Annotated in this window: 20 protein-coding genes and 2 tRNA genes; 10 read left to right on the top strand and 12 right to left on the bottom strand. The window is 57.1% G+C overall.

Annotated features, from left to right (window positions below):
• The first annotated feature begins 54 nt into the window (after positions 1 to 54).
• From KJF94_RS10095 to KJF94_RS10085, 3 genes are all read left to right on the top strand, one after another.
• Positions 55 to 276 carry a hypothetical protein gene (locus KJF94_RS10095; protein WP_214384829.1) on the top strand — a complete coding sequence of 74 codons (222 nt, stop codon included), beginning with the start codon at positions 55 to 57 and terminating at the stop codon, positions 274 to 276.
• 115 nt (positions 277 to 391) lie between these two features.
• Positions 392 to 622 carry a hypothetical protein gene (locus KJF94_RS10090; RefSeq protein WP_214383025.1) on the top strand — a complete coding sequence of 77 codons (231 nt, stop codon included), beginning with the start codon at positions 392 to 394 and terminating at the stop codon, positions 620 to 622.
• Positions 623 to 916: 294 nt separating this feature from the next.
• Entirely contained in the window at positions 917 to 1,201 is a 285-nt protein-coding gene (locus tag KJF94_RS10085) for a hypothetical protein (protein ID WP_214383023.1), read from the top strand.
• Here the strand turns inward: KJF94_RS10085 and KJF94_RS10080 are convergent.
• A complete protein-coding gene (locus tag KJF94_RS10080) occupies positions 1,198 to 1,881 on the bottom strand; it encodes a TetR/AcrR family transcriptional regulator (RefSeq protein WP_214383021.1) in 684 nt (227 codons plus the stop codon). The genes KJF94_RS10085 and KJF94_RS10080 overlap by 4 nt on opposite strands.
• A gap of 154 nt (positions 1,882 to 2,035) precedes the next feature.
• On the opposite strand from KJF94_RS10080, the gene KJF94_RS10075 reads away from it, so the two are divergent.
• The gene (locus KJF94_RS10075; protein WP_214383019.1) at positions 2,036 to 2,872 is read left to right on the top strand and encodes an NmrA family NAD(P)-binding protein; all 837 of its coding nucleotides are present in this window, start codon (positions 2,036 to 2,038) and stop codon (positions 2,870 to 2,872) included.
• A 46-nt stretch (positions 2,873 to 2,918) separates the two neighbouring features.
• On the opposite strand, the gene KJF94_RS10070 is transcribed toward KJF94_RS10075, so the two are convergent.
• A complete protein-coding gene (locus tag KJF94_RS10070) occupies positions 2,919 to 3,308 on the bottom strand; it encodes a hypothetical protein (RefSeq protein ID WP_214383017.1) in 390 nt (129 codons plus the stop codon).
• Between the two features lie 203 nt (positions 3,309 to 3,511).
• On the opposite strand from KJF94_RS10070, the gene KJF94_RS10065 reads away from it, so the two are divergent.
• Entirely contained in the window at positions 3,512 to 3,715 is a 204-nt protein-coding gene (locus KJF94_RS10065; protein ID WP_214383015.1) for a hypothetical protein, read from the top strand.
• A 746-nt stretch (positions 3,716 to 4,461) separates the two neighbouring features.
• Here KJF94_RS10065 and KJF94_RS10060 read toward each other — a convergent pair.
• From KJF94_RS10060 to KJF94_RS10035, 6 genes are all read right to left on the bottom strand, one after another.
• Positions 4,462 to 4,548: transfer RNA gene (locus tag KJF94_RS10060), tRNA-Leu, on the bottom strand.
• Positions 4,549 to 4,742: 194 nt separating this feature from the next.
• Positions 4,743 to 4,816: transfer RNA gene (locus KJF94_RS10055), tRNA-Cys, on the bottom strand.
• Between the two features lie 258 nt (positions 4,817 to 5,074).
• The gene (locus KJF94_RS10050; protein WP_214383013.1) at positions 5,075 to 5,515 is read right to left on the bottom strand and encodes a CBS domain-containing protein; all 441 of its coding nucleotides are present in this window, start codon (positions 5,513 to 5,515) and stop codon (positions 5,075 to 5,077) included.
• A 40-nt stretch (positions 5,516 to 5,555) separates the two neighbouring features.
• Complete coding sequence (gene nirD / locus KJF94_RS10045; RefSeq protein WP_214383011.1) at positions 5,556 to 5,933, bottom strand: nitrite reductase small subunit NirD; 378 nt, start codon at positions 5,931 to 5,933, stop codon at positions 5,556 to 5,558.
• Positions 5,933 to 8,494, bottom strand: coding sequence for a nitrite reductase large subunit NirB (gene nirB / locus KJF94_RS10040; protein ID WP_214383009.1), 2,562 nt, complete (start codon positions 8,492 to 8,494; stop codon positions 5,933 to 5,935). The genes nirD and nirB overlap by 1 nt, the downstream gene beginning before the upstream one ends.
• 339 nt (positions 8,495 to 8,833) lie before the next feature.
• On the bottom strand, positions 8,834 to 10,003 hold the full coding sequence (locus tag KJF94_RS10035; RefSeq protein WP_214383008.1) for an acetyltransferase domain-containing protein: 1,170 nt from the start codon (positions 10,001 to 10,003) through the stop codon (positions 8,834 to 8,836).
• Between the two features lie 294 nt (positions 10,004 to 10,297).
• Between KJF94_RS10035 and KJF94_RS10030 the strand changes: the two genes are divergently transcribed.
• Both KJF94_RS10030 and KJF94_RS10025 read left to right on the top strand, forming a co-directional pair.
• The gene (locus KJF94_RS10030) at positions 10,298 to 12,037 is read left to right on the top strand and encodes a dipeptidase (RefSeq protein ID WP_214383007.1); all 1,740 of its coding nucleotides are present in this window, start codon (positions 10,298 to 10,300) and stop codon (positions 12,035 to 12,037) included.
• Between the two features lie 291 nt (positions 12,038 to 12,328).
• Positions 12,329 to 12,826: an OprD family outer membrane porin gene (locus tag KJF94_RS10025; protein ID WP_284681154.1), complete on the top strand. Its 498-nt coding sequence runs from the start codon at positions 12,329 to 12,331 to the stop codon at positions 12,824 to 12,826.
• A gap of 69 nt (positions 12,827 to 12,895) precedes the next feature.
• Here the strand turns inward: KJF94_RS10025 and KJF94_RS10020 are convergent, their stop codons facing one another.
• The 3 genes from KJF94_RS10020 to KJF94_RS10010 form a co-directional block, all read right to left on the bottom strand.
• The gene (locus KJF94_RS10020) at positions 12,896 to 13,360 is read right to left on the bottom strand and encodes a RidA family protein (RefSeq protein ID WP_214383006.1); all 465 of its coding nucleotides are present in this window, start codon (positions 13,358 to 13,360) and stop codon (positions 12,896 to 12,898) included.
• 78 nt (positions 13,361 to 13,438) lie between these two features.
• Positions 13,439 to 14,188: a creatininase family protein gene (locus KJF94_RS10015; protein ID WP_214383005.1), complete on the bottom strand. Its 750-nt coding sequence runs from the start codon at positions 14,186 to 14,188 to the stop codon at positions 13,439 to 13,441.
• A gap of 62 nt (positions 14,189 to 14,250) precedes the next feature.
• Positions 14,251 to 15,564 (bottom strand): MFS transporter, encoded by a 1,314-nt coding sequence (locus KJF94_RS10010; protein WP_214383004.1) that lies wholly within the window; start codon positions 15,562 to 15,564, stop codon positions 14,251 to 14,253.
• 136 nt (positions 15,565 to 15,700) lie between these two features.
• Between KJF94_RS10010 and KJF94_RS10005 the strand changes: the two genes are divergently transcribed.
• Positions 15,701 to 16,639, top strand: coding sequence for a LysR family transcriptional regulator (locus KJF94_RS10005; protein ID WP_214383003.1), 939 nt, complete (start codon positions 15,701 to 15,703; stop codon positions 16,637 to 16,639).
• 86 nt (positions 16,640 to 16,725) lie between these two features.
• On the opposite strand, the gene KJF94_RS10000 is transcribed toward KJF94_RS10005, so the two are convergent.
• Entirely contained in the window at positions 16,726 to 16,947 is a 222-nt protein-coding gene (locus KJF94_RS10000) for a hypothetical protein (protein WP_250548258.1), read from the bottom strand.
• 295 nt (positions 16,948 to 17,242) lie between these two features.
• Between KJF94_RS10000 and KJF94_RS09995 the strand changes: the two genes are divergently transcribed.
• Both KJF94_RS09995 and KJF94_RS09990 read left to right on the top strand, forming a co-directional pair.
• Positions 17,243 to 17,491: a hypothetical protein gene (locus tag KJF94_RS09995; RefSeq protein WP_214383001.1), complete on the top strand. Its 249-nt coding sequence runs from the start codon at positions 17,243 to 17,245 to the stop codon at positions 17,489 to 17,491.
• Positions 17,492 to 17,971: 480 nt separating this feature from the next.
• The gene (locus KJF94_RS09990; RefSeq protein ID WP_214382999.1) at positions 17,972 to 19,396 is read left to right on the top strand and encodes a GGDEF domain-containing protein; all 1,425 of its coding nucleotides are present in this window, start codon (positions 17,972 to 17,974) and stop codon (positions 19,394 to 19,396) included.
• The last annotated feature ends 212 nt before the right edge of the window (positions 19,397 to 19,608 follow it).

Here is a 19,608-nt window from a genome sequence, read left to right as displayed (position 1 = left end):
CGATTGCAAATGGCTTCTATAGTTGTTGTGATAGAAATCAGCTTCGGTGAGGCCATGGAAGACATTTACGTTGTGAAGCACTGCAACAAGATCATCATTCGTGGTCGTCGAGCCGGGGAAGCCGGTCATCCACCACCTGACGCTGAATGTTGGTACCGCATCGCCGATACCCGCACCAATGGCTTCATCGGCGACGGCTATGATGTTGAAGAAGATGCCCATCGCGCCTGCCGTCAACTCAACGCCCGATCGCAGGTCAAGGCCCGACAAGGCTGAAGTCCGGGTCTATACTGAAAATGGCTGAGGGAACAGCGACCCCATCGGCAGAAAGCTCGCTCCAAGCGGGCTTTTTGTTGCCAATTGCCAGGTTTCTTGAACGGAGGTGTTTGCCATGTCCGAAAAAGAGTCCATCACCACCCTGCTCACCCTGCTTGATTCCCGCCAGGCTCGCTTGGCCGCGGCGTGCAAGGAAATCGCCGACTGGGTCGATCATCAAGGCGGACACCCCACCGCCCTCAGAATCCGTGATCGCCTGAACGACATCGAGAAGGATGCGCCACTGATCCGCAGCACCTTGTCCTCGCTCAAGCCTGTCGACCGGCCGCTGCCAAGGTTCAGATGATTCGATCCGGACACCGGATACGCGAGCACGGTCTGTTTCAGGGCCCATGAACGGCGACGTTTTCGTCACCGTGCGCGTACTTGCCTGATCATCTACTGCTGCCCCCCCACCCGGCCTGGCGTCGGGATTTTTTTGCCCGGCCATTTCACACAGCGTTCACAACTCACGCCTTACAGTGAACCCACTCCTTTTAATGAACCCCTTGGTCCGCCCGCATGCGGGCCATTTTTTTGCCCGTCGAACGTCAGTACTTGCGAGAGGTCCAACGCTTACACGTCACCAAGGAGGCGTCTGATGGTTACTCACTTCAAAGTTGGCGGGCATCTGGCCTGCGGTCACAAAGGAAGCAAACTCACCTCAACGACTGAACTGACCCGGGTGAAATGCAGAAGCTGCCGAAACACCGATGCGTTCAAGGATGCGCGCAAAGACCAGCGTAACGCTGCACGCCGCGCCGCACGCAAAGCCAAAGTCACTCACACCGCCAATGACTGGCGCGCAGCGTGGGTCGAGCGGCTGACCGCGATGGACGGGCTGCAACGATTGCCGCGTGGCTTTACCGGTCAACCATTTGTTTAACTCACAGGCTTGGCGGTTGCGACGCCCTTCGTCCCAGCCGCCACCCCCGCTATTTCACGCAAGGACATTCGCTTGAACGCCTCGACCACTCCGCGCCCTTCTTCGGGTGCACAAGAGATGGCCAGGCGCATGGTCGCTTCGCCCAGGTGCCAGATCAAAAAGGCCGACGCCTGAACTTGCCCCGCGTCACTGCCTGGATACACCCGCAGTATCACGTCAGCCAACAGCTTGCCGGCAATCCGGCTTTCCTGCAGCTCCAGCGCCATGAGTTGTTTGTCTGCCTGCATGCCCGACCAGATGTCGCGCATCGCCGGTGTCGCCAGCACGATTTCGTAATACTCGTCGAGCAACGCTGAAAAGGCTGCTTGCAGCCCTTGCGCGTCTTCAACCGCTGCCAGCGCCGCTTCGATACAGCGACGGCTTTCGGCGTTGTAGCGCTCTGCCAGGGTCTGTATGACCGAACTTTTGTCAGGAAAATACTGATAAAGCGAGCCGATCGAAATCCCGCAGCATTCGGCGATTTCACTCATTTTGAGTTGATCGCTGCCCTTGCTCGCAGTCAATTGCGTCGCCGCCGCCAGGATTCGCTCCTGACGCTCACGACTCCGTTGTTGAGTTGGATTACGCCGGGCCGACTCGGAGACAGGCGATTCGACTACTTCGGTGGTTTTCTTCGGCACTGCCGCGCTCCCCGATCAATAACATGACTTAGGCTCACCTTAGCACTGCCCGTACGTCGGTTTCAGCGATTCTGCCGGTTGACGTTAAAACATGAGGGTTTATCATCTTTTAAATATGAGCATCACTCACATTAACCCGATGGAGATGAACGCGATGAAAACCACCCAGGAAACCATTCTGATTCTCGGTGCAACGGGCAAAACCGGGCGGCGAATTGCTCAGCGACTGCAAGCGGACGGAGTGCCTGTGCGTTTGGGCTCTCGAGGGGCAAATCCAGCATTCGACTGGGAGGATCGAAGCACGTGGGCCGCCGTGCTCGATGGCGTTCGCGCCGCCTACATCTCCTTTCAACCAGACCTGGCGGTCCCCGGCGCCGTTGAGACCGTGCAGGCATTCACCTATCAGGCGGTCAAGAGTGGCGTCCGCAAACTGGTGCTGCTGTCGGGGCGCGGCGAAGTTGAAGCGGAACACGCCGAACGCGTCGTTCAGAACAGCGGGGCCGACTGGACCATCCTGCGGGCCAGCTGGTTTTTTCAGAACTTCAGCGAAGCCCACTTTCTAGAACCGATTCTGCAAGGGGAACTCGTCCTCCCCGTCGGCAACGTCGCCGAGCCCTTTGTCGACGTGGAAGACATCGCCGAGATCGCGATCGAAGCGCTGACCAAACCGGGGCACGCAGGCCAACTGTATGAACTGACGGGCCCGCGAGCATTGACCTTCGCTGAGGCCGTCGCTGAAATTGCCCGTGAGACGGAACGGGATATTGCGTTCGTTGCAGTACCGCCGGACGCCTATCGCCAGGCGTTGGAACAGGCACAGCTACCCGCCGAATTGATCGATCTGGTGCTTTATCTCTTCACTACCGTACTCGACGGCCGCAATACACCGGTGGCCGATGGCGTACAGCGTGCTCTGGGTCGCCCGGCGCGGGACTTCAGCGACTATGTTCGACGCACTGCCGCCACGGGTGTCTGGGCAAGCGAAGAGTGAAATTGAAGCGCACCGCGCGACCGTTAAGTGATTCAGTGTGCATCGGTTAATGCACACTGAATACATTATTAGTGGTCTTTTTGTTTTCATCGATCAACCAAACTGAAACACCGTCGCTGCGCACGGTATTGCACTCCTTCCCATACTCTTTATACGTCACGCAGATCACGTCTCCAGCCACCGTCCAATTCCCTTTTACTTCCGAGTAGTTAGAGATCTTAATGACCGCCGCTCCGCCAGGGCTCAAGGTTTGCCAGAATCTTTCCCCCTTCTCGGTGCGGCTCTGCAGCTCATGGCCGACCAGAACCTGCTGTATCTCCTCGCCGCTAAGCTGCTTCGCATTGGGCGGCGCCGGAGAGTGAGCATCCTTAGGAAGGCCTGTAGAACATCCCGCTAAAAATATCGATACAGATAAGGCAGTTATTAATTTGGTCATCACTTCACCTTTTCTATTTTTTTATAGGCGGACATCGAACCTTAAGATTAGATAGATCTAAACCGATGAATATATTGATTGACTATAAATTCAATAGCGTCGTTACCGCTCCCTTTTTGGCGATAAACCGTTTCCTCAACTAGGATTTCTAACGCATCGAAAACGCGCCAACCTTAGTGTGGAGACTGATCAAGGAGGAATGAATGACACCGATTCTTAAGGCGGAGAAAACCTACCGCACCTATTCCAGCCCGATCTTGCTGGAGCTTAAGGAGAGAGAGCATCAGCTTGCGCCGGCAGATCGCCAGGCACTGCAGAATATTCTGATGGAGAGAAGACTCGTTGACATCGGAAGCCCTACCGGCAGCGAGCGGCGCAATACTGGGGAATACGATCGTCAAAAATAATGAAGCGGAAAATAATAAGGGCTTACATAAGCTTTCGCTTGCAAGCCCTTAATTTTACAAGGCGATCAACACTGTAATCCCATCAATAACTTAGCGTTGTGTATTACTGCAGTACCTTTTGGTCGGCGTCCTGCCGATCAATCACACCTGCTAGTTGCTCTGGTGAGTCGTATCCACTGCGCCTGTAACGGTCTTTCGGCTGCTGGACTTGCTGCCATCGCTGAATTTTGTGTCTTCCCCACCCGAACCGTTTGCGATGCCGGTGGACGTGCGGCCATCGCTATAATCGGTGTAAGTCGCTCCCGTAACGGTCGTTCGGCTGCTGGACTTGCTTCCATCGCTGAAGCGTGTGTCTTCCCCACCCGAACCATTCGCAATGCTCGTGGAAGAGCGGCCATTGCTATATTCGGTGAACAACGCCCCAGCCGGTGTTCTTCGGCTGGTGGATGTTGTGCCATCATCGTAACGGCAAAAAAAACCACCGTTACTGTTTGGACTGCAAACATCGGCAAAAGCTTGATACAGCGGCGAAGCAAACAGAATCCGGTGTTGACTGATCGAATCATGGAGGCGTCAGCTGTCTCGAAGTCCGGGTTCAAATGCAGGATCTGCGTGCCAAAGCTGATACGGACAAAGCCGAATCGTATGGGCAACAAAGTCCCGTCACTTTGTAGAACCCTATTATCAGGACCCGGAAACAAACAAGGGTTTGCATCAGCTTTCGCCCGCAAACCCTTGATTTTAGATGGTGCCCGAAGCCGGAATCGAACCGGCACGCCCTTACGAGCGGGGGATTTTAAGTCCCATGCGTCTACCAGTTTCGCCATTCGGGCGGTAGCGCGGTAAGCCGTCTGAAGGCTGACAAATGTGGATCTGTCAGTTCTGACGCCTGTGCAACAGAGGACGAAATATATACATCCCGTCCCGGCGAAGCAAGTTCGCAAACGCCCATTTCAAGACTAAATCTTGCCGTGCGATGCAAATAAAAAAGCTCCGTAAATCATCGATCTACGGAGCTTGTTTAAAGTGGAGGCCGAGGTCGGAATCGAACCGGCGTAGGTGGATTTGCAATCCACTGCATAACCATTTTGCTACTCGGCCTCAAACATCTGATGTCATGTAGCACAACATCAAACGCGTACAGTCTTGGAGTAGATTCTAGATCTAACTCCTTGAAAACATTGAGCTTTTTCAGCGGTCAGTGCTTTCGATGGCGTGAATTATGTACTGATTTCCGAGGGCTGGCAACCCCTTGATTTCAAAAAAAATTTGTCGGGCGCTTTGCATGTTTCGGCGCAGGCTCAACACTTGCCTACGTCCCCCAATCCAGCCAGCCCCACCCTCGTGCCGCCGACCCGCTCAGTGCCCACGAATGTAGTACTCCAACTGCCGAATCAAATCGGCCTGCTCGACAATCGCCTCTTTGACCAAGTCGCCAATCGACAACAAACCGATCAACTCGCCGCTATCCACTACCGGCAGATGGCGCAGGTGGCTGTCGGTCATGACCGCCATACAACGCTCGATGCTCTGCTGACTGTCGGCGGTCACCACCGGCACGCTCATGATGTCGCGCACGGGTGTGCCGACCGAGGAGCGTCCCTGCAGAACGACCTTGCGCGCATAGTCGCGCTCGCTGATGACGCCGACCACCTGCCCCGCTTCGATGACCGGCAGCGCGCCTACATTTTTCTCGGCCATCATTTTCAGTGCTTCAAGCACCATCTGGTCCGGCGCGATGCTATGCACGTGCTGGTTTTGCACGACTTTCAGTTTCAGCAGTTGTGCGGCTGTTTTCATGGTTGCCTCCGCTATCGTTGCTCATTGCCGATGCTTGAACTCAAGCCACGCCGACTTCCACCACGCCGCCGTTCAGCCGTACCGGCCAGACCCGCAGACGCTGTTGCGGATATTCCAGGCAGCTGCCGTCCTCCAGCCGAAAATGCTGTTTGTAGATCGGCGAAGCGACGACGAGATCACCCTTGATGCTGCCCACCAATCCACGACCGATGACGTTCGCTCCGGATTGCGGATCATGGTTGTCGATGGCATAGAGGCTCCGACCCTCGGCACCCGGCAGGTAGAACAGCGCCACTTGGGCGCCATCGAGCCAGACGACAACGCCGGAGTTGCTGACCAGATCCTGCTGAGCGCACACGCTTTGCCAGACTTCGGTGTTGACCAGAGAATCGATGCGTCGGTTAGTGGACTGGCTCATCAGGCAAGCTCCTCGGTGACTGGGATAAGGTTGAGTTCGGCGGCCATGATCGGGCGCCGCTGACCGCGTTCCTGGACAAAGTGGATGTCCGGGTCCGGGCGTTTATCGTTGACGAAGGTGCGGAAGCGCTTGAGTTTTTCCGGGTCTTTGAGCGCATTGGCCCATTCGCATTCATAGCGGTCGACCACCAATTGCATCTGCGATTCGAGTTCGGCACCGAGCCCGAGGCTGTCGCGGATGATGACGTCCTTGAGGTAGTCGAGGCCGCCTTCGAGGCTTTCTCGCCACACCGAGGTGCGCTGCAGTTTGTCGGCGGTGCGGATGTAGAACATCAGGAAGCGGTCGATGTAGCGGATCAGGGTTTCGTCGTCGAGGTCGGTGGCGAACAGTTCAGCGTGGCGCGGACGCATGCCGCCGTTGCCGGCGATGTAGAGGTTCCAGCCTTTCTCGGTGGCAATCACGCCCACGTCTTTGCTCTGGGCCTCGGCGCATTCGCGAGTGCAACCGGACACCGCAAACTTGAGCTTGTGCGGCGAGCGCAACCCCTTGTAGCGATCCTCGATCGTCAGGGCCATTTGCACGCTGTCCTGCACGCCGTAACGGCACCAGGTGCTGCCGACGCAGGATTTCACCGTCCGGGTCGATTTGCCGTAGGCATGCCCGGTTTCGAAACCGGCTTCAATCAACTCGGCCCAGATGTCCGGCAATTCATGCAACTGCGCGCCAAACAGGTCGATCCGCTGGCCGCCGGTGATTTTGGTGTAGAGGTCGTATTTCTTCGCCACCACACCGATCGCGATCAGCTTGTCGGCGGTGATCTCGCCACCTGGAATGCGCGGCACCACCGAATAGGTGCCGTTTTTCTGCATGTTGGCCATGAAGGTGTCGTTGGTGTCCTGCAACGGCACCAGCGAGGCGTCCATGATCGGCTGGTTCCAGCACGACGCGAGGATCGAGCCCACCACTGGCTTGCAGACATCGCAACCGGTGTGGCCACGGCCATGTTTGGCCAGCAGTTCTTCGAAGGTGATCACCCCTTCTACCCGCACCAGCGCATACAACTCCTGACGGGTGTAGGCGAAGTGTTCGCAGAGGCTTTTGTCGACGCTAACGCCACGGGCAATCAGTTCATGTTCGAAGACTTGCTTGAGCAATCCGGCGCAACCCCCGCAGCCGGTGCAGGCCTTGGTCTGCGCCTTGAGCAGGCCGAGATCGGTGCAGCCACCGTCGATGGCCGAGCAGATGGAACCCTTGGTGACGTTGTGGCACGAGCAGACCGTGGCCGACTCGGGCAATGCGCCCGGGCCCAGGGTCGGCGCGCCTTCGGAGGACGGCAGAATCAGGCTGGCCGGTTCCGACGGCAAGGCTATGGCGTTCTGCATGTACTGCAGCAGCGTGTCGTAATAGCTGTTGTCGCCGACCAGCACCGCGCCGATGACCTGCTTGCCGGAGGCATCCAGCACCAGCCGCCGATAGCTGGCCGTGGTTTCGTCGATGAACTGATAACTGCGCGCGCCCGGCGTGCTGCCATGGGCGTCGCCGATGGAGCCGACATCGACGCCCAGCAGCTTGAGCTTGGTCGACATGTCGGCGCCCGTGAAGGGCTCGGCGATCTCGTTACACAAGCGTGCCGCGACGCTGCGCGCCATCTGGTAGCCCGGCGCGACCAGGCCGAAGAGATTGCCATTCCACGAGGCGCACTCGCCGATGGCGTAGATGTCCGGATCGCTGCTCAGGCATTCGTCGTCAATCACGACGCCGCCGCGCGGACCGATCTCCAGCGCGCACTGCCGGGCCAGCGCATCTTGTGCGCGGATGCCGGCCGAGAATACGATCAGGTCGGCTTCGAGAAACTCGTCGTTGGCGAAGTACATGCGGTAGCGATACTGCTCGCCCACGCTGATCGACTGTGTGGCGCGCGACAGGTGCACACCGACGCCCAGCCTTTCGATCTGCGACTTGAGCGCAAGGCCACCCATCTCGTCCAGCTGTACCGGCATCAGGCGTGGAGCGAATTCAACGACATGCGCTTCCAGGCCCAGACTTTTCAGCGCGTTGGCGGCTTCAAGGCCCAACAGCCCCCCGCCCACCACGACGCCACGTCGAGCGTTGGCAGCGGCGGCGCGGATGGCGTCGAGGTCTTCAAGGGTTCGATACACCAGGCGTGAATCGCCCTCTGCGCCTTCAATCGGCGGCACAAACGGATAAGACCCGGTGGCCAGGACCAATTTGTCGTAAGGGACGCACCCTTGCGCGGTGATCACCTGACGACGGTCGCGGTCGATTTCCAGTACCGGCACGCCCAAATGCAGGGTGACGCCCGGCGTCTGGTACAGCGAGGCTTCACCGAGGGCCAGGGATTCAGCATCACGGCCGGCGAAATACTCGGAAAGATGCACGCGGTCGTAGGCACGCATCGGCTCTTCGCTGAACACGTGCAATCGATACTGTTCAAGCGCGCCCCGCTCGATCAACTGCTCGACACAATGATGGCCGACCATGCCATTGCCAATCACGATCAGCGTTTGCAATTTGTTCAACGCGGCAACATTGGAATTCATAAGAAGCACCCGGCTAAAGCGGTTCAAAAAGCAAAAAAAAACGCCTGAAACCTTTCGGTTCCAGGCGTCTTTGCCTGTTCTTTTGCGGTGTTAAACCAGACGTCTATGCCTGACTCACCGATGTTGCCCACGAATCGATCGTCGTTGACCGAGGGGCTGCCCACTCGACTGCATTCAGGGTGGGCCTGTTCGGTGTGTTGCAGTGTTTGTGCCAGATCGCAAAAGTTCTGCTGTTAGCACCTTGTCCGGGCTTATGCCGTGAGAAAGGGTCCCGCGTCGTGCCTTCGCATAGTGCAACGGCACGCTTCACGGCTTTATAAAAGTGCACGGACAGGGGTATTAAAAGTATTTCAGCCAGGCAATGTCTCGACGTCGGGCTTTTAATCCGGAGAACCATTTAACCGGCGGGTACAGCGCAATGGCGAGCAGGATGGCCGTCATCCAGACCGCCCCTACCGACGTGAAACCAAACCACACGCCCTGATTCAATCCGAACAGCGCGACAGCGATGACATACAAAACCTTCAGCGCATACAGGTGCAACAGGTAGAAGAACATCGGTGCCGACCCGAACACCGTCAACGGACGCAGCCACCGGCGCTTCTGCGCATGCTCAAACCACAGAAGCAGCAAGCATCCAACGCTTACAGTCAGTGCAACAAACAGCAGTGACGGCGGATATTTGGTGATGTTGAAAAAACTCATCAGCGTTTGCAGGGACGTCTCGCTCACGCTCCAGGGCTTCTCGCCATAACCATTGAGCAGCCGCAACACAATGAATCCCGCCAACCCGGCGACACCACCGATCAGCAATGTACGTTGGCGCACCCTCGCGTCCGCCGTTCGCCCGAACCATGGCCCCATGGCATAACCCAGCCCGATCACGCCAATCCACGGCAGCACCGGATAGGACGTGCGCAGCCGAAACCCTTCGACCAGTTCGATCCAGCCGCGATCATGGAGAATCGCCCAGGGCACATGCATCGCCGATTCGACGGGAAAGTGCAGAGCATCCAGCAGGTTGTGCCCGGCGATGATCGCCAGGCTCAGGAGCAGCAACACCGGACGCGGCAACCAGACCAATAACGACAGCGCAATCATGCTCAGGCCGATGGCCCAAATCACCTGCAGGTAGATAACCGTCGGCGGAAACTGGAACGTCCAGGCGAAGTTCACCAGGGTGAACTCAAGCACCACCAAAAACAGACCGCGCTTGAACAGAAAACTGCAAACATCGGCCTTGCCGGCATATTTCTCGCCGTACAACCAGGCCGACAGACCGGTGAGCAGCACGAAGACCGGCGCGCACAAATGGGCGAGTGTGCGGCTGAAAAACAGCGCGGGTTCGGTCGTGGCGATGTCCATGGGATCGGACACCTGTCGATGCAGGAAAAAGGTCTCGCGGACGTGGTCGAGCAGCATGAACAGAATCACCATGCCTCTCAATGCATCGATGGAAAGGAGCCGGCCGACTGCCGTGCCGGTGGAACGAGGAAGAGCAATGGTCATGGAGGTTTCGCAACAAGGATTGAATAAACGTGTCCCGCAGAACAGATTGCCGGGCACCTTATATTGTTACCCTATAACATCTCAAGCCAATTCTTAATCTGCACACATCTTGTAAAACTCGCCACAAAAACGATCCGGGTCTCTTTTTCGTTTCTGCGCCGCTTTTGCACGACTGTGCGACAGATCGCGCTTCAGGGACTCCCCTATTGCGCCCCCGTGGTGGTAGGTTGGAAACGTTTTGTTTCATTAATCAAACACTTCTAACCCACTCCCTGCAAAGGAATGCCCCCAGCAATGGACTTCTCACTCAAGCACCTGGCCGCAACAACCCTGCTGTTGGCCAGCCTTTCGTCGTTCACCACGGCCGCGCACGCCAACATCACCCCGGAACAAAGCGCGACCATCCTCAAGACGTTCAGTGAGGCTTCGGCCACCGATTTCAGGCAGTTCCTGACAAGCCTGGCCAAGACCGACCTGGCCAAAACCGATGACCTCGGCGCGGCAATCAGTGCCTTCCTCGACAACAAAACCCTTTCCGCCGACCAGCAGAACGAAATCCATCGCCTGCTGGGCCTCTATGCGCGGGTGAAGTACGGCAGCGCCGCCACCGAGACGCTGCGTGAGCTGGTGGCCATCCCGACCTTCAACGTGGACGGCGTTGCCCAGCACGACAATCCTGAATTCATCAAGATCGCTGACAAGATCAAAAGCCTTGCCCAGGCCTTCAACCTTAACTTTCGCAACATCGATAACCGCGTCTATGAGATCTCCCTCGAGGGCACTGGCGATGAAGTGGTCGGCATTCACGCCCACGCCGACGTGGTGCCCGTGACACCGGAGAACTGGGTCCTGGAAGACGGCACCAAACTCGATCCGTTCAAGGTCACCCTGATCGGCGACCGCATGTATGGCCGGGGCACTGAGGATGACAAGAACGGTATCGTGGTAGCGCTCTACGCCATGAAAGTCATCAAGGAAGAAAAACTGCCACTGGCGAGGAATTTCAAGCTGCTGGTGGACACCACCGAGGAAACCTCCGGCGACGCCATTCCCTATTACTTTGAACACAACCCGACACCCAACTACAACCTGGCGCTGGATGGCGGCTACCCGGTGGTGATCGCCGAAAAAGGCTACGGCACCGTCATGGGAAATTTTCCCAAGCGCAAGGCCGACGGCAAAGGCGCTGAAATCGTCTCGATGACTGGCGGCCTGGCCACCAACCAGATTCCGTCGGCTTCGGTCGCTACGCTGCTGAGTGACAAGCCCGCCGAGTTGGCCAAGAGCCTGCAGAAGGCTGGAGCTGAGTATGCCAAGCGCAATGGCGGCAATTTCAGCGTGAACGCCAAGGTTGACGGCAAGGACGTCAAGCTGACGGTCACCGGCGTTTCCGCCCACTCCTCCGAGCCGGAGTCAGGCGTCAACCCGGTATCCCGGATGCTGGTCTTCATCAATAGCCTCGACGGCAAGGTCGCGCTCAAGCACAACCACATCACCGACGCCGCCCGCTACGCCGCTGACAACTGGGGCCTGGATTACCTGGGCGGCAAATTGGGGGTCGGTTTCTCTGATGCCTTCATGGGACCGCTGACCACTTCCCTGACGTTTGTCGGGATGGATGAAAAAACCTTCAAACTCGCGGTCAACCTGCGGGTGCCTAAGGGCAAGTCCCCGGAAGCGCTCAAGGCCGAAATCGCCGACAAGATTGGCGCCTGGAGCAAGCAGTCCCACGTTGCAGCAACTTTCGATTACTCGATTGCCGAGCCGATGTACCGCAACCCTGAGGGTGAATGGGTCAAGGCCCTGCTGGCCGTGGCGAGCGAAAACCTTGGCATGAAACACGAGTACGGCACCTCTGCCGGCGCCACTTCGGTACATGAATTGCCCAATGGCGTGCAGTTCGGCCTGGCCCGGCCCGAGAACAAATACACCGGCCACACCGACAACGAGTTCAAGACCGTCGACCAGTTCCTGCTGGACCTGCAGATCGTGACCGAAATGATGGGGCGCATCGGGCAATTGCCGAAACTTTGATTCCCCTTTCGGACCCGCCTGTTCTGGCGGGTCCATCTCTTGATCTGTTCTCCTCAAAATAGCCTTTTCGGGACTTCACATCATCGTTGCGTCCAGAGCAACGATGTCTGAATAAAGTTGCTCTTGCTGCCATCGGTCAATGGAGCGAGCATCGCTCTCGACACCGCAGCACCGTCAAAACCGCACGCTGACGGCTGTCATTACCTCCCCCGTCCTACTCGCAAGGCCCTCGAAAGAGCGTCTACGGCGGAGTCATGTCTAATAAAAACAAGAGTCAAAATATGACAAGAGATCGAGGCAAACTGTGTGCGCTGTTCCGAAGAAGGTCGCAAACTGGTGGGCAAGGTCTACAACCAGGCCTTCTTCTCGCTGCTATCGGCCAAGCTCGGTGGTCATACGTTCTATGCCGGTTACCAGGGCATGTACGGCGACAGCCCCTTTCCTCGCGTGTTTCTCAACGTCAGCGCCCTTGGCAACGAACTGCCGACCTACGAGTTCGTCTCCACCCATGAGCGCTCCTTTCAACTGCGTTATGACTATGACTTCGCGGCCCTCGGTGTGCCTGGGCTGCTAGCCAGCACGCGCTATGTCACTGGCGACTACGTGAAAACAGGGATGGGCTATGAGGGCAAAGACTGGGAGCGTGATCTGGACCTCAGCTACACCTTCCAGGCCGCCCCGCTGAAAGGCCTCGGCGTGCGAGTGCGCAACGCGTTGGCACGCTCAAACTGCCGCACGGGTATCAACGAGAACCGGTTGATCATCAGTTACACCTGGACGCTGTTCTAAGCTCTTGTTACGGACTGTGGGGGCGAATGGCTTCGCCCCCACACGTCACATTTCACCGTTACCCGATCTTCAACGGACTTCAACGGTTACTTCTATTTCGACACAAGCACCCAACGGAATCTGAGCCACACCGAATGCCGAGCGCGCGTGTTTTCCCTGATCGCCGAACACCTCGGCAAACAGCTCCGAGGCGCCGTTCGTGACCAGATGCTGCTCGGTGAAACGGGAAGTTGAATTCACCAGGCTCAGCACTTTGACAATCCGCGTAACCCGATTCAGATCGCCAAGATGAGCCTGCAGCGTCGCCAACAAGTCGATGGCCGTCGAACGCGCGGCCGCATAGCCCTCCTCTGTCGTCAGCGTTTCGCCCAGTTTTCCTGCCCAGACTTTGCCGTCCTTTTTTGCGATATGGCCGGACAGGTAAACGACATTGCCACTCTGCGCACTCATCACATACGCAGCGGCGGGAGCGCCGGTGGTGGGTAACTCGATACCGAGGTCTTTCAGGCGGGTATAAACGTCATGTTCAATCATGGGATTTCCTCGAACAGGATGTGCCAACGCCCGGAAATTCCGGGCGTTGGCCAAGTTGAAAAGTCTGAATCCGATTGTTTAGGAGGGAATCGATTCACGGTTGAAGGCGTCGAGTTCCTGCACCAGGCCCTGCGCTGCCAACATCACCAAGTCGCGGCCTTTGTCCGGGCTGGCCAGGGACGGATCCGACCCCATGCGCCCATCCGGATGACGTGCGCGGAAATCGAGCGCTTCGCGGATAGGTCCCCACGGCGCGATCTGCGGCGAGTATTGGGCGGACTTGATCGCGTCCGGGTAAGCCCATTGGGTGACGGCAATTTCGGACGGCGTGGCATGAATGCCGTGGCCGGTAGGGAATTGATCTCGCGCCAGATCACCTACCCCTTCCAGGTCCCACCAGTTGCACAACTTCAGCGCGAACCCCGCGGGGCGTCGAGCGAAGCTTGCTTCGGCATAGAGCTCCGAGAACGCCGCTTCGATTGATGCGACGTTGCCGCCATGGCCGTTGAGGAAGAGGATTTTCTCGAACCCGTGAGCGGCCAACGAACGTACCCAGTCGCCAATCGCGGCTATGAACGTCGACGGGCGAAGTGAAATGGTCCCGGGGAATCCAAGATGGTGTTGGGCCATGCCGATGTTGAAGGTAGGAGCAATCAGGATGTCAGCGGATTTCTGCGCCTGGTGTGCAATTATTTCGGGACACATCCAGTCGGTCCCCAAAAGACCGGTCGGACCGTGTTGTTCGTTGGAGCCGATCGGGATCACGATAGTGCGGCTGCGTTCAAGGAATTGCCCGATCTCGGCCCAGGTCGATAGGTGTAAAAGCATGTGGATTCTCTCTTTAAAAAGGTTCCTTTCGGAACACGATTGATCAAGTAGGAGGCGGTTGATCAACCCGCACTGAATTCAGAAACCGAGTTATCACGGGTGCGCGGTTTGGTGGAAAGGATTACCAACGCTGCGCACAGGAACACGCAGCCCACAATAACGATGCCGAGATTGGCGCTGCCGGTTGCCGTTTTTGCCCAGCCAATCACAGCGGGCCCCCAGAAGCCGCCGGAAAGACCGATGGTGTTGATCAAGGCGATACCGCCCGCCGCCGCATCGCCCTTGATGTGTTCGGACGGCATTGCCCATAGCACGGTGTAGGCCATGAACATCATGGCGGTTGCCAGGGTCAGCAGAACCAGCGACGCGATCAGGTGACCGTCGGCAAAGGGGTACATGAGCAGCAGGATTGCGCCGATGCCCGCAGGGACTGCGCAGTGATAGCGTCTTTCACCGACCCGGTCCGACCGGCGCCCAATCCAGTACATGCCGCATGCCGCTGCGACGTAGGGAATTGCGGCATACCAACCCAGCTGCATGGTGTCGTTGACGCCCTGGGCCTTGAGGATGGCCGGCAGCCAGAAACTCATGGCGTAGATCGAGAAAATGATGCAGAAATAGGCTGACGCCAGGACGTAGATTTTCGGGTCGCGCAACACTGCCCGGAACGAATGGACTCGCCCCGTCGATGCACCGAGTTCGCTCTCCAACAGTGTCCTCTCCTCAGTACTCAGCCAACGGGCTTCCGAGGGCCGATTGGAAAGAACGAAATAGGTCAGAATGCCAAGGAACACGCAAGGCAGGCCTTCAATCAGGAACATCCACTGCCACCCGGCCATGCCGCCAACACCTTCAAACGTAGTGATCAACCAGGCCGACAATGGGCCGCCAACAATCCCGCCGATGGGGCCGGCGATGAACACGATCGCAATGGCCCGCGCCATGCGTTTGGGACCGTACCAGCAGGACAAGTAATAGATCATGCCCGGCGCAAAACCGGCTTCGAATACACCCAGCAGAAAACGCATCGCGTAAAACATCGGCACGTTGCGCACGAACAGCATGCAGGCCGAGGTGATGCCCCAACACACCAGAATGCGGCTGAAGGTTTTTCGCGCACCCACCTTCGGCAACATCAGGTTGCTCGGTATCTCGAACAATACATACCCCAGAAAGAAAATCCCTGCGCCCGCGCCGTAAGCCGCATCGGAAAGTCCGAGATCATGTTGCATCTGCAGCTTGGCGAAGCCGACGTTGATCCGGTCCAGATACGCAAAGACGTAGCAAATGAACAGGAGCGGTAGCAGCCGCCAATTGAGCTTGCGGTAAAGGGCGGAAGTGGCATCACTTCCTGCCGATGCTGAAAAGGTTGACATGCGACTCTCCAATTATTCTTGTTGGTCTGCGTTCGTGCCAAGGAATGTTGCACCGGCACCTCATGACCAGCAAGAGCAACTAAGTTCGTGTATCGTTGCTCTACAGGCAACACAATCTTTTTGAGGGAGGCCCTGCATGCGCGAGATCAACCAACAACGGCTGCGGTATTTCCACGAGGTGCTGGTCCACGGGTCGATTCGCGGTGCGGCGGACAACATCAATACGTCGCCCTCGGTGATCACGCGCCAGATCAAGTTGCTGGAAGAGGAATTGGGGGCGAAGCTGTTCGAGCGTCAGGCCCGTGGCGTCCAACCCACCGAGGCCGCGGCGCACTTGCTGGAGTTCTGGCGAGGGTATCGCTCCCATCAGGAGAAGCTCGAAGACCAGCTCCAGGCGATCAAAGGCCTGCAGCAAGGCCATGTGCGAGTGGTGATCAGCGAGGGGTATGTCGATGCATTGGTCGATAACGTGCTCGCACCGTTTTGCAAACAGTACCCCAAGCTCGATGTCAGGCTGGACATCTTGCCCGTGGACGACGTGCTGAATGAAGTCGCCGAAAACCGTGCGCACATCGGCCTTGCCTATAGCCCTCCTCCGCATTCGCACATCGATTTCTGCGCGACGTCATCGCAGCCGGTGATGCTGCTGGTTCGACCCGATCATCCATTGGCATTGCGAGGGGGACCGGCAACAGTCGCGGACATACTCACCTGCCAACTGGTATTGACGCCCCCCACCTTCGGTATCGGTCATGCGATCAAGATGCTGGAGTACGCCGAGAAGATCGAAATTCGGCCGGCGCTGGTCAGCAACTCCCTCGCAGCGCTCAAACGCCTGGTGGCCTCCGGAGATTTCGCGTCGTTGCTCGGCGAATTCGCGGCTTATCGGGAGATCGCCAAAGGCAGCCTGGCGGCGGTATCGATCGACCATCCGCTGTTTCTGGGGGTGGAGGCGAAACTGCTGGTGAAGTCCGGCCGACCACTGGCCGCCCCGGCTCAGGAGTTGCTGAACTGGATGTTGCAGCGCTTGCCGATGTTTGCGTCTGGCAACGAAACGACCGTGGCCTCACGGTAACCTCAGCGTTGCTTGCTGATCCGCTCAATGAAATGGCTGGAACGAAAAAAGAGGCCGAAGCCTCTTTTTCGTGAAAAACCAATGCGTCAGAGCGCTTCCACCGCCGGCCGCGGTCCTCTGTAGTCGACTGCAGGCTGCCACTGGGTCGCCATATCCTGCGGGAAGTTCTTGAAGTAGTAACGACCCTTGGTCGCCACGCTGAAGGCGATGTGCAGCACCGGTCCCACCAGCATGGCGATGAACGAGGAGTAGTACATCGGATAGGCGCCTAGAATCCCGGCCGCGCCAATCTCACCCACTTCATGCACATACCTGGAGTCCGCGGGCGCCTGGCGGGCGGGAACCGTAATCGGCCAGAATCGGACATTGGAGTAGAAACAGGCACCATGGGTATGCCTACGCTCTTTGAGAAGTTATGGATGCACTTGGAGGCGTAGCGGTTGACCCATTCAGGATGCCCAGATCTCAGTACATATCCGTGCACCATCCAAAGCCTGTCTCAACGCATCAAAAGAATTTGAACCGCTGTTGGATGCGCTCGCCTAATGATCAGCTTGTGGATATTCGCACAGGCAATGTGCCAATACCGGCATACTCGGAGAGGTGGTCAACATGGCTAAAGACGAGAAGAAAAGCAAAGGTGACGCTTCGAACGCCAGCAAGGAATTGAAAGACAAAAAGTCATCACCGGCAAAGAAATCAGCGGCGGCCTCGGCTCTTTCGAAATCTTCCGAAAAGAAAGACAAGAAAAAAGATGCCGAACCAAAGAAATCTGCAAAAAAAGCTGATAGCAAGCCAGAAAAGGCTAAGAAATCAGACAAGGCAGAAAAGCCGGCGAAAAAGAAAAAGTGACATCTACTCTCTGCTAGGGCTTTACGCCCTAGCGTCCTCAGGCCGTGTTGCCTTCCATAGCTATCAAACGACTAACGACCGCTTCCGGCCAACTCCTGCCTCTCACGACTGACCGAAATCGGACCCAAAGCTGCCCCATCGAACATCTTCCTGTGTCGAGGGAGACCGGGACAATTAACTGTATGGATCCGGCAAAGCCATCTAGCTGACTTCGCGAGTCCAGGCGTGGTGTCCACTTGATTTTGAGGAAGGACAGCTAACCCTTGACCAATGCGAATAATGAGACATTCGTTATTGGTGGATGGCGTTCACGTGAACATTTTTACCTGCTTCGGCAGCAGATATTTGTAGGGAGTCTAATATTGAAATGCAATAGATCGGCCCATCCCATATTTGCGTAATGATGCGAGGGGCCGTTGGCGTGTAAGCGGCTCCAACTTCGGACCGGTGTTGGCTAAATGGATTCAAATGGAGGGAACCATGAGCAATCTCATCGCCACCGGCGAGCCACCTGAAGCCGTTCGCCTCATGGTGAAGGTTTACGCCTACTTGCTGCTCGCAGGATTTGCGTTTGTTCCGGCCTATCTGATTGGCTACTTATACTTCTTTCAAGACCCCACCCTTATCTTCGAGAACCACCTGTTCCATATATTTGCGATCACGGCAGCCACCTTGGCAGGCTTGTTTGTTACTTACGTCACGTGGCGCTGCTATCAGTCATCGGGAGATCCGCTGCTGCGATGGATGACGCTTGGTTTTCTCGGTTTTGTAGTGATCTACGCGTTGCATGGTGCGTTCACCGGACTTGCACACCACAATATCTGGCTCTTCCTGTTGTATGGACCAGCCTCTCGACTGGTCATGTCGGTTCTGCTGTTAGTCGGAATGCTGTCGTACCACCGCCCACCCGATGCCGCGGACCAACGAATGAAGGCCCGCCAGTGGTTGACCTGGATAGGACTGTTCCTACTGGTTGACGTGGCAGTAGCGTACGTCGCGAATTCGCCGATCGCCGGCAACCTCGCGGTGCGCCTCTCGATGGAAGGGGGCGCCCTCGTTCTTTCCACATTGACCGTGATAATGCTCCTGCTGCGCCGTATCCGTTCGCCGCTGATGATGATTTTTGTCATTTCGGTCACCGCATTCGCGCTGTCATCGCTTGCCTTTATCCTTGCACGTCCGTGGAACCATATGTGGTGGCTCGCTCATGCGATTTTCGCCGGTGGATTCTTCATGTTGAGCTATGGGGTCGTGCAAGCGTTCCTCACCACGCGGTCGTTCTCGAAGATTTACAGCCAAGAGGAGTTGATGGTCCGTCTTGCCGAAGCGATGGCCTATACCGAGAGTGCCCTGCAGGAACTCCAGCGCACCAATCAAGAACTCGGGCACCTTGCCGCGACCGATCCACTGACTGGCGCTGATAATCGGCGTCGGTTCATGGAGCGGGTCGAAATCGAAATTGGCCGGACCAAGCGTGGCGGTGAGCCGTTCTCCGTGTTGGCACTCGATCTGGATAATTTCAAGTCCATCAACGATCGCTTCGGCCATCAGGTTGGCGATGACATCCTGAAAAGTTTCGTGGAGACATGCCTCGATTCGATCCGGCCGTATGACGGCGTAGCCCGAGTGGGCGGCGAAGAATTCATGATATTGCTACCTCAGACGTCACTAGAAGGCGCGCATGTAATCGCTGAGCGTCTGCGAAGCAGCGTTGCAAATAACTCTTTTCATGGCCAGCAGCGGTCAACCGTGGTCACAGTGAGCATCGGCGTATCGCAATCTGGCCGCGACGGCGACACCATCGAGGCCATTCTGCGTACAGCCGATCAACGCCTGTATCACGCTAAACACGAAGGCCGCAACCGTGTGGTCACGACCATCAAGACCAGCCTCCAATCGCTGTGAAAGCGTCGGCACCGATACTCAGCTTTGCCCGTCACAACACGCAGCAGTCGGCCAGAAGCAGTCACTCCAGACATCGCCAGGAACATCCCAAGAACGCGCGCTATGTTCGCCAGCGAACAGACGAACAGCCCTTCAAGTCACCACACTCAAGTTGACAAGTTACGTCTACCCAACGCTGCTCGGTGCTGGCGCTATGCGTTGGTGCACCTATA

The organism is Pseudomonas hormoni, assembly GCF_018502625.1.
Lineage (GTDB): Bacteria > Pseudomonadota > Gammaproteobacteria > Pseudomonadales > Pseudomonadaceae > Aquipseudomonas > Aquipseudomonas hormoni.
Note: the sequence above shows the minus strand (reverse complement) of the source record. Positions and strands in the feature narration are given on the sequence as shown.